The following is an 8,308-nucleotide window of genomic DNA, read 5'->3' as shown; positions in this document are numbered from 1 at the left end:
AGTATATCAACGGCTTCTACAATCCGCGCCGACGGCACTCAGCATTGGGCTGGAAAAGCCCGGTCGCCTTCGAACGGAAAGTGGCCTAAAAGAGCACCTGGGGCGGCACTAAACCGCGACAGGTCCATGAGCTTGGTTTCGACAGAGGTGCCGAGCTTGCGGTAGACTTGCCCCGGCATCATCAGCGCCAAGCGCGGCGTCAGGAGACCGCAGGCGCGGGACCAATGCGCGGCATCGCGTTCGGGCGTGAACCCCGGCGGCATGATCGCCACCAGCCGGCCACCGGGCGCGAGGCGCTTGGCAGCCGCGATGAGATGTTTGGCGGCGATGTGCTTGTCCCGCGACCGATCGACCGAGGAGGCGAAGGGCGGATTCATCACCACGACGTCGGGTAGAAGCGGCGACTGCAGCAGATCGTCGATATGCTCGCCGTCATGGCCCGTCACCTCGCCGCCGAAGAGGGCCCGCAGGAGGCGCTGGCGAAAGGGGTCGATCTCGTTGAGCAAAAGCGTGGCACCAGCCCGGGCGGCGAAAGCGGCCAGTGCACCGGTGCCAGCCGAGGGCTCCAGAACGGTCTCGCCCTTGCGGATCGCCGCGGCCCGCAAGACCAGCGCCGCGAATGGCAGCGGCGTGGAAAACTGCTGCAGCCGGATCTGCTGCTCGGAGCGGCGGGTTTCCGTCAGGAGCCGCGAGGCAAGCAGCCTTGCAGCGGCGATGTCACCTGCCGCGCCGTCCCCACGCAGCAGCACCTGGATGGCTGCGGCCTGCATCAGGTCATATGCCATGCGCCAGTCCCAGGCACCGCCGGCATCGCTGCCATGAAACGTCTCGCGCATGATGCGCGCGAGCGCTGAGCTACGCAGGGGTTGGTGGTCGATCTCCGCGCCGATTTGCGCGATGGCATTTGCGAGATCAGTGTCAGAGATTGGGAAAGCCGGGTTTGCCGGTTTGGGCTTGGACATGGGGATTTTCCTTTGGATCAGGGTCTGAATTCCAAAGGACAAAAAGCCCGCTCTACACTTTGAAGGCGTAGAGCGGGCAATTTCTTAGCGGGGGGCCTGCACCCCGATCATGGCCACTGCTGCGCAGCATGAAGAACGCGCAAAATGGTCACCATCTCAGGGCCTTCAACATAAACCACGATGTAGTTTGGCCGAACAACCATCTCCCGGGTCCCATCGACACGGCCCGCACGATACATTTGAGGGCGTTCTGGAAGAAGGGACGTCTTGTGTTCAATCTCATCTTTGAGAACTTGGGCGGCATCCGGGTTGTCGTCGGAAATGTAGTCAATGATTGCCAGCAAGTCGGCGATGGCCGTGGCTTTCCATTCAAGATTTGGCAAGGCGCTTCCCGTCAATCAACGCCTGGGCGTCTTGCATCGCCTTGGCATGGGGCGTTGTGGGCCTAGGATCGTCCAGCGCTTCCTGTACCTTCGCCCGGAACCAGGCGTCATAGGCATCCGGATCAGAAGTCAATCCGGCAGGCAAGCCGCCTTCTGCGGCCACGCGGGTCAGAAGAATACGCACCGCGTCGGAGAGCGTCAGACCGACGCCCGCAAGTGCGTCCGAAGCCTGTGCTTTCAGCTGATCGTCAACACGGACATGAAGCATGGATGTTTGGGCAGGCATGGATGGTCCTCCAGTTGATGGGAGTGATGTATCTCATTTGAGATACGAATTCAAGTCGGCAGTATGCGCGCGCGTGGTCCCGTGGTGTTGTCTCAGCGGGAAACTCAGCCACCCTGCCCCGCCAGGAACTCCGCCAGCACAGGACTGGCCGCGACTTTCGCGGAGCTGAGCAGCTCCGAGCCCGCAAGCGAAGCTCTCGAAAGGCGCACGAGCCCACCGGTTTCCTCGATGCGGTAGCAGCGGCGTTTTTGCCGCCCCCGCCTGTAGTGCGTCGCAGTGACGATCTGGCAGGTCCTGCCATCGGTGAGCGTCACAGGGGTGGCGAGCCTGATCTTGTCGCCTTCCTGATAGTCTGGGATCGCAGCCCAGTCCCGGCAACGCTGGCGCCAGTCCTGGGCGTAGCTGTCCGGGTCTTTCAGGTCGGAGAGAAGCTCGATCAGCCCAAGGGGAGCGCGCGACTCGTTCGGGCCAGCGCTTTCCTCCATGTCCTTGTAGCCCCAGCAGCCATCATCGTACCGGGTGAGGAAGACGGCTCCGAAAGTGATGGAGCCATCCGCATCGGTGACATAGGTCGCGTCTTCGACAGCGGTGCCGTCGAGATTGGTGACCCTTGCCGCCGCATACCAGGTTGAGCCGACCTTGCAGGCCTTGACCAGTTCGGTTTTGCGCGTTTCGCCCTCAAGAGTGCAGAGCCGGGTGATCTCCTCTCTCTCATCCACGTAGGTTTTAACGCGGCCGTCGGTGTAGAAAAGCCATCCCATTATGCCGCCCTCCGGTCATCGATCTCCATCAGCGCATCCAGCGGCACGCGGTAGGGCTGCATTGCGTCGAAATCCTCGCAATTGCCGCAGTTCTGCACGATCGCGAAGGTGTCGCAGGCATCCTTGAGAATGACCTGGAAGGTGCCGCCGAGGCCCGAGGGCACCTCGTAGGTTCCGCCGATGAGATAGTCCGAGGCCCGGCGCACGAAGACGCGGATGCTGTGGCCATCGGTGGCGAGCCGGATCGCCCCCCGCCCCCGGTCGATGAGCACCTGCACGTCATCCAGGATGTCGGTGTAGAACTGGCCGGTCAGATCACGAAACGCCATGCAGCGCTGCGCCATCCAGTCGGTGTCCCGAAACGGGTTCATGCCGTCGGCGAAGGCGAAGGAGGGATCGGCCTGTTCGGTGGTGACGATACGGGTGGTCGTGCCATCGATGCCGTTTGAGCGCAGATGCACACCATTGCCGACGATGAGGATCAGGGCTGGCCTGTCCACGGGCCCGTTCCAGTTGGGCAGGAAGGTTTTGCAGGCGCGCGCATGCGCGATTTGCGCCGCAACAGCGGACGCAGAGAACTTGAGAATAGCCATGAGGATGTCTTTCCATTGGGTGTGGGAGGTCGACCCACGCGGGGAATGCCTCGCGCGGGTCGCGTGATGGCTCAGGCCGCTTGCGCGACCTCGCTGTCAGGCTCCGGGGGTTTCCGCAGCGGGTTCCGCCTCATCAAAGGCGATACCGGCGGTCTGCATCATCGGCGGGCACCAGGCAGCCACGGCAGCGCGCTGCGCGTCGGTGAGGGTGGCGAAGGGTTCGGCGAAGAGCTTGTCGCAGAAGGCGACGATCTCCTTCTTGCTCGACGAGGCCAGCGTCACCGACTCCTGGGCGAGACCCAGATCCTCGCCGAGGATCTTCAGGAGCCAGGCCTTCTTGAAGCGGTTGAAGAGCGCCGCATTCGGCGTCCAGTGGGCGCGGATGTCGGGCATGATCTCGATCTCGAACGCATGCATCAGGCTGTCGCGCTGGCGGTCCCGCGCGAAGCAGGACTGCGTGGTGCTGGCCGTGGCATAGGCCACGAGCTTGGCCTTCTCGCCGGCGTCCAGCGCGCGAAACGCCGCGAACTGATCAGCGGGCGCGCGGGTGTCATCGAGCCACGAGAGATCAAGCGCATCATGCGCCGCCGCCACCTGCTCGAGCGAGGTCTCGTCGATCTCGTCCATCTTGGCATGGCTGCGGTATTCCTTGCGGGCATCGATCTTGATCGCCTGCGTGACACTCATGCCGCTGGCCAGAACATCACTGACTAGCTTGAAGAGCGTCAGATCGAGCGTGGCCTCGGGATGCAGTGCCATCGCGGCCCCAAGCGCCATGGCCCGCTCGGTCTTGAGATCCTCGGCCAGTGAGGCCGGGTAGCTGATCTCGCCGGCGTCCGGGGCCTCCTCCCCGGTCGGGTTAGCCGAGGAGTCGCGCGCGCCTTCCTCTTTCACGGTGTCTTCCGGGCGGACGAGGCCCACATGGAGCGTGACCTTACCGGCCGACCACGACGCAATCACACCAGCGCGGGCGAGGTCCTCGGCGCTGTAGGCCTCCTGCAGATCGCGGGCTTCGTCTTCCAGAGCGTCGACGCGGTCGTAAAGGGCATTGTAGGCATCGTCCTCGAGCCCCTCATCCTCCATCTCGAGCTGCAGTTTATCAAGCTCGGCGGTGATGTCCTCGATGCGCTTCTGGGCGGCCTCATCCGGCTCGATCGGGCCGGGATAGACGCGGCCGTAGTCGGCCATGGTCGCGTAATCATAGCGCACCATCGCATCGGCCCAGGCAAAGCCCTGCCTTATGCGGGCCTCCTCGGCGGCAGCCCCGAGCTTCTCGAGCAAGATGGTCTCGACCAGCGCGGCGTCTTCCAGCACGGAATGCTCTTCCAGCAGATCGGCCGCAACCGCGCCGCCGCGGGCCTCATAGTCTTCACGCACAAAAGCCCCGATATCGTCACTTACCTGCACGCCGCGAGTCTTGAGCGCCTGTCGGACGGTATAGGCTTGCAGATAGCCGCCGTCTTTCGTGAGGGACTCGAAGACCTCGCGCTGCACCTCCTGGCTCGGGTGCTCCGCAAAGGCCTTCATCGTGTCGAGCGTGATCGTCTTGGCCCGGGCCGCGGCGCGGATATCGGGGTGGATCAGGCCATAGCGCAACCGGCCTTTCACGGCGGCCACCGTGGTGCCGAAGGTCTTTGCGATCGTCTCGGGCGTCTGGCCGTCGACCTCCATCATCCGGGCGAAGGCCTCGAACTCGTCGATTGCGTTCATCGGCGCCTGGGTGATGTTTTCGGCAAGCGACAGCGCCGTGGTGACGTCACAGTCCTCCGGCACGAGGCGGCAGTCTACCTTGGTCTTCGCAGTGAACCCCTTGGTGGCCTTGTCCGCGACCAGCTCCTTCAGCGCGGCATGGCGGCGGCCGCCGGCGAGGACGGCATATTTGCCGTCGAGCTTCTGGACGAGAAGCGGCTGGAGCAGGCCCAGCACAGTGATGCTGGCCTTCAGATGGGCGATGTTCTCGGGGTCATAAGTTTCCGGTGAGTTGCTGCGCACATTGGCGGGATGCGGGACCAGATCGCCGATGGCGACGGTGAGAGGGGCAAAGCTTGTGGTCATGGGATATCCTTCCAGGTGGGTAAGGTGTGGCCCGCGCCTTCACGCGCGTGACCAATCCCCGGCTTCAGGGATCACCATGACAAAAGGCCCACTTTCCCTTTGAGGGGTCAGTGGGCCTTCATCGCCTGGGGTGTCAGGAGGGGGTGTCCCCTGCCCTTCTACCAGTCGCGCGCCAGCATGATGGTCAGCACGCGCATGGTGGTGGCGGGATTGTCCGGGGTCTCCGCCCCGTAGCGGAAGTCCGAATCCGCCTCATAAAGATCGATCTTCCAGAACACGGTCTCGCCCCGGATCTCGACCGCGCCAAAATCGTGCCAGCCTTCCGGGTCATTCTCGGCCTCGAATGTGGCAAACTCACCCGTCGCCTTCACCGCCTCGGCCATGAAACCGTCGCCAGCCTCCATGAGCGAGCGGGTGACATGCATGCGGCCCTGAATGGACTGCGCGGGTGGGATCCCGAGACAAGAGAGCTTGCGAAACGCGTCGTTTTGCGCGGCGATAACGGTCGGATCCGGGTGGTCTGTCTGGAAACGAGCGGTACTGGTCATGGGGGTTCTCCTTTGAGAAGTTAAAACACCCTTCCCAAAGCCCACTTTTTCTTTTCCGCGTGATGGAAGACCCCGACAAAACCTGCCCGACCTCAACAGTTGCAAAACTCCGCTCCGCGGTACCAAGCGACTGTCACATCACGTCGTATGACCGTTTTTAACGGTCCGATCACTGGGTCAAATCTTCAACCCGGAAGTCCGTCTATCCTTTTGATGGAGGCTAGATCGCTGTCCCAGTCCGCGCGGCTGGAAAAGCAGATATGCGCGTTGGGCCGTATGTAGATCCGGCTATCAAGTGATCCCGCAGGTACGACAAGCAAACCAAGGTCCATCTGAAAAACCGGCAGCGCGGAACCGCAATCTTTGCAAAAGCTCTTGATGTGTCGTGAGCCGGTAAGCCGGAATGTCTTGATATTGTTCTCGCCCGACACCCAGTTGACCTTTGCCTTTGATGAAAACAGGTTTGCCGAATGAGCCGAGCCACTGTCCTTACGGCAGCGGGCGCAGTGGCAAAGGAAAAAGCTCTCGAACACTCCTGATATGCAAAACTGAACTGCGCCACACAGGCATTGTCCGGTATTCCGATTATCGTCCATTCACACCCCTTCCAACGTGCAAGCACCCTGCCGGTAATTCAATGTCGTTACATCGATTCCTTGTATCGCGCGTAGGAGCAGGGTCAAACTGAACTGATGCGGTGGATGCCTCCACTCAACGGCATCGAATGTGCCAAAGTGGTCTCATATGAACCAAAGAGAGGGAGGCATCCACCGCATCAGTTCAAACTGGGCTCTGACCTGCCATTTTCCGCTTCGCAATAATGGGATAGTCAAGCGGCATCGGCGCGGGCCCCTGCCCTACCTGCCTCAGATCTGGCGACCAGGTAGTCGCAGGCGCGCTGCGCATCCGCAGCGTGCCGGAAGATCGCGCCCTTGTCGGAGCGAAGGACGCGCAACCAGTTATGCAGATAGGCAGCATTCATCTCGAGCGTATGCGCGGTGAAACCGAGCGTTTGCCCCAGGAACACCGAGGTCAATTCGGTGACGATCTCCTCGCGCGCGTAAGATGTGTTGCCGAACTTCGAGAGACCAAAATCACGGTTCAGTCGATGGAGGGCTTTCGTCGCATGGGCCAGCTCATGCGCCCAGACCCCGTAGAAATTGCGCGGGTCCTGAAACCGTGTGATGGACGGCATGTAAACCTTGTCCACGGGCGGCAAATAGTACGCTTCTGTCCCCGTGAAGACAGTCGTGATGTCAATGGCATCAAAAAACCCCTGCATATGCGGGATGGGCTCGGCCGGAGGATGCTCAGATACTGGCTCAGGGTCGGGGTAGAAGCTGTCGGGCAGGCCCTCGATCTGGCAGGCATTGAACACGCGGTAGGATTTCTGGAAGCGGAATATCCGGGCTTCCTCGGAGTGATCATCGCCGTCGCTGCGATCGTCGTCGGTATCGGCGTCTTTTCGACTTTGGCCATAATACACCACGACGGAGGACTTTTCGCCCTTGCGCACCTTTGCGCCCAGGGCGTTCGCCTGCGGAATGGTCATCCAGAAGGGCGAGCTGTGGCCCGCCATCACCGTCCGCATGGTCAGCAGGAAGTTGTTGACCCCCTGGTAGGGCTCACCGCCCACACGTAGCGGACGGGAGTTGCCACCTGCGGTCCAGGGCTTGCGCCACGGCAGAACACCGCGCTCGATGATGCGGATGATTTCGTTGGTGATGACCTCGGAGGCATCGAATTTGGGCGTGTGGGATCGGGCCATGGCTGGCCTCCTTTCGAGTATTGGTGAGAGGAAATGGTGATCAGGATGACTGGCGGGGCCGCGGATCGTTGAGGATCCTCGCGCCAAGTGCGTCGACCATGTTGATGTAGGCGGTCAGCGAGACGGACCTGCCGGGACCCGAAGGTTCAGGGTCGACCGATCCGTCCCGCGCCATCCGCGGCAGGTTCGCGAAGGCGATGACATCGGTGACGGGTCGGATGTCGATGAACGGCGTTCCGCGTGCGACCGCAAGAGTGGCCAAGGGAAAGCGTTCGATCGGCGCAAAGGTTGACAAGGTGGTCCAACCGAGATGGATGAATGTCCCACCCTCTCCGCAGATTACATGCGCGTTTGGCAATGACGCCGCCTGCTTCAGATACCCGAGATCACGCAGGACAGTCTCCCGCTCGAGCCGCTGTGCCTGCCCCGTCTGGCCGGTTCGGCGTAGTTCCTTATGTCGCCACCACGAGGCAGCGGTCGCGCGCAACACGCGCAAGACAGCTGTTTGCATGGGAATGTCCTTCATCCGGAACGACAGACCGGAATCCGGCCCGGACCCATCTGATGGACCCCTATGGCCCTCATCCGTCAGTCACAAAACCCGAAGGACACTTTCACTTTCACCCGGCCCGGCTCCTGCCCTCTTAGCTGGCTGCTGAAAAAGTCGGCCCTCGACGCGGTTATGAGAACATGATTCACTTTCAGCATGGCAGCGGCGGCGGGTGGTGGCGATGCGGGGGACGGACGAGGCGAGTGGGTCGCTGTTCAGCTATGTTGATCTTGAGGAGCGGGTTCCGGAGCGTCATCCGCTGCGGTTGATCCGTCGGATCGTCAATGACGCGCTGGCGAGCCTCGATGCCGAGTTCGCCGCGCTCTACACCGACTTTGGCCGCCCCTCCATCGCGCCGGAGCGGCTGATCCGTGCGAGCCTTCTTCAGCTCCTGTTCTCGAT

General features: G+C 62.0%; 9 protein-coding genes and 2 pseudogenes. 1 reads left to right on the top strand and 10 read right to left on the bottom strand.

Annotated features, from left to right (window positions below):
- Positions 1-125: 125 nt before the first annotated feature.
- From DQ230_RS16375 to DQ230_RS16330, 10 genes and pseudogenes are all read right to left on the bottom strand, one after another.
- A pseudogene (locus DQ230_RS16375) lies at positions 126-962 on the bottom strand (strawberry notch family protein); the annotation flags it as partial.
- A gap of 107 nt (positions 963-1,069) precedes the next feature.
- Positions 1,070-1,345, bottom strand: a complete 276-nt coding sequence (locus tag DQ230_RS16370) for a type II toxin-antitoxin system RelE/ParE family toxin (RefSeq protein WP_040884151.1) — start codon at positions 1,343-1,345, stop codon at positions 1,070-1,072.
- Positions 1,332-1,631, bottom strand: coding sequence for a type II toxin-antitoxin system RelB/DinJ family antitoxin (locus DQ230_RS16365; RefSeq protein ID WP_008327444.1), 300 nt, complete (start codon positions 1,629-1,631; stop codon positions 1,332-1,334). The genes DQ230_RS16370 and DQ230_RS16365 overlap by 14 nt, the downstream gene beginning before the upstream one ends.
- 104 nt (positions 1,632-1,735) lie before the next feature.
- Positions 1,736-2,392: a DUF6927 domain-containing protein gene (locus DQ230_RS16360; protein WP_113913643.1), complete on the bottom strand. Its 657-nt coding sequence runs from the start codon at positions 2,390-2,392 to the stop codon at positions 1,736-1,738.
- Positions 2,392-2,985, bottom strand: a complete 594-nt coding sequence (locus tag DQ230_RS16355) for a regulator (RefSeq protein WP_113913642.1) — start codon at positions 2,983-2,985, stop codon at positions 2,392-2,394. Before DQ230_RS16355 ends, DQ230_RS16360 begins: the two co-directional genes overlap by 1 nt.
- A gap of 71 nt (positions 2,986-3,056) precedes the next feature.
- Positions 3,057-5,040 (bottom strand): annotated as a pseudogene (locus tag DQ230_RS16350) (ParB/RepB/Spo0J family partition protein).
- A 158-nt stretch (positions 5,041-5,198) separates the two neighbouring features.
- Positions 5,199-5,588, bottom strand: a complete 390-nt coding sequence (locus tag DQ230_RS16345; RefSeq protein ID WP_113913641.1) for a DUF3768 domain-containing protein — start codon at positions 5,586-5,588, stop codon at positions 5,199-5,201.
- A 185-nt stretch (positions 5,589-5,773) separates the two neighbouring features.
- Positions 5,774-6,184, bottom strand: coding sequence for a GFA family protein (locus DQ230_RS16340; protein ID WP_113913640.1), 411 nt, complete (start codon positions 6,182-6,184; stop codon positions 5,774-5,776).
- 233 nt (positions 6,185-6,417) lie between these two features.
- Entirely contained in the window at positions 6,418-7,356 is a 939-nt protein-coding gene (locus DQ230_RS16335) for an ArdC family protein (protein WP_113913639.1), read from the bottom strand.
- A gap of 40 nt (positions 7,357-7,396) precedes the next feature.
- Positions 7,397-7,867 carry a hypothetical protein gene (locus DQ230_RS16330; protein ID WP_203228115.1) on the bottom strand — a complete coding sequence of 157 codons (471 nt, stop codon included), beginning with the start codon at positions 7,865-7,867 and terminating at the stop codon, positions 7,397-7,399.
- A gap of 220 nt (positions 7,868-8,087) precedes the next feature.
- Here DQ230_RS16330 and DQ230_RS16325 point away from each other — a divergent pair.
- On the top strand, positions 8,088-8,308 hold a 221-nt coding region (locus DQ230_RS16325; protein WP_476705473.1), incomplete at its 3' end, for a transposase.

This window comes from Roseovarius dicentrarchi (assembly GCF_003316635.1).
Taxonomy (GTDB): Bacteria; Pseudomonadota; Alphaproteobacteria; order Rhodobacterales; family Rhodobacteraceae; genus Roseovarius; species Roseovarius dicentrarchi.
This window is presented reverse-complemented; position numbering and strand designations above follow the sequence as displayed.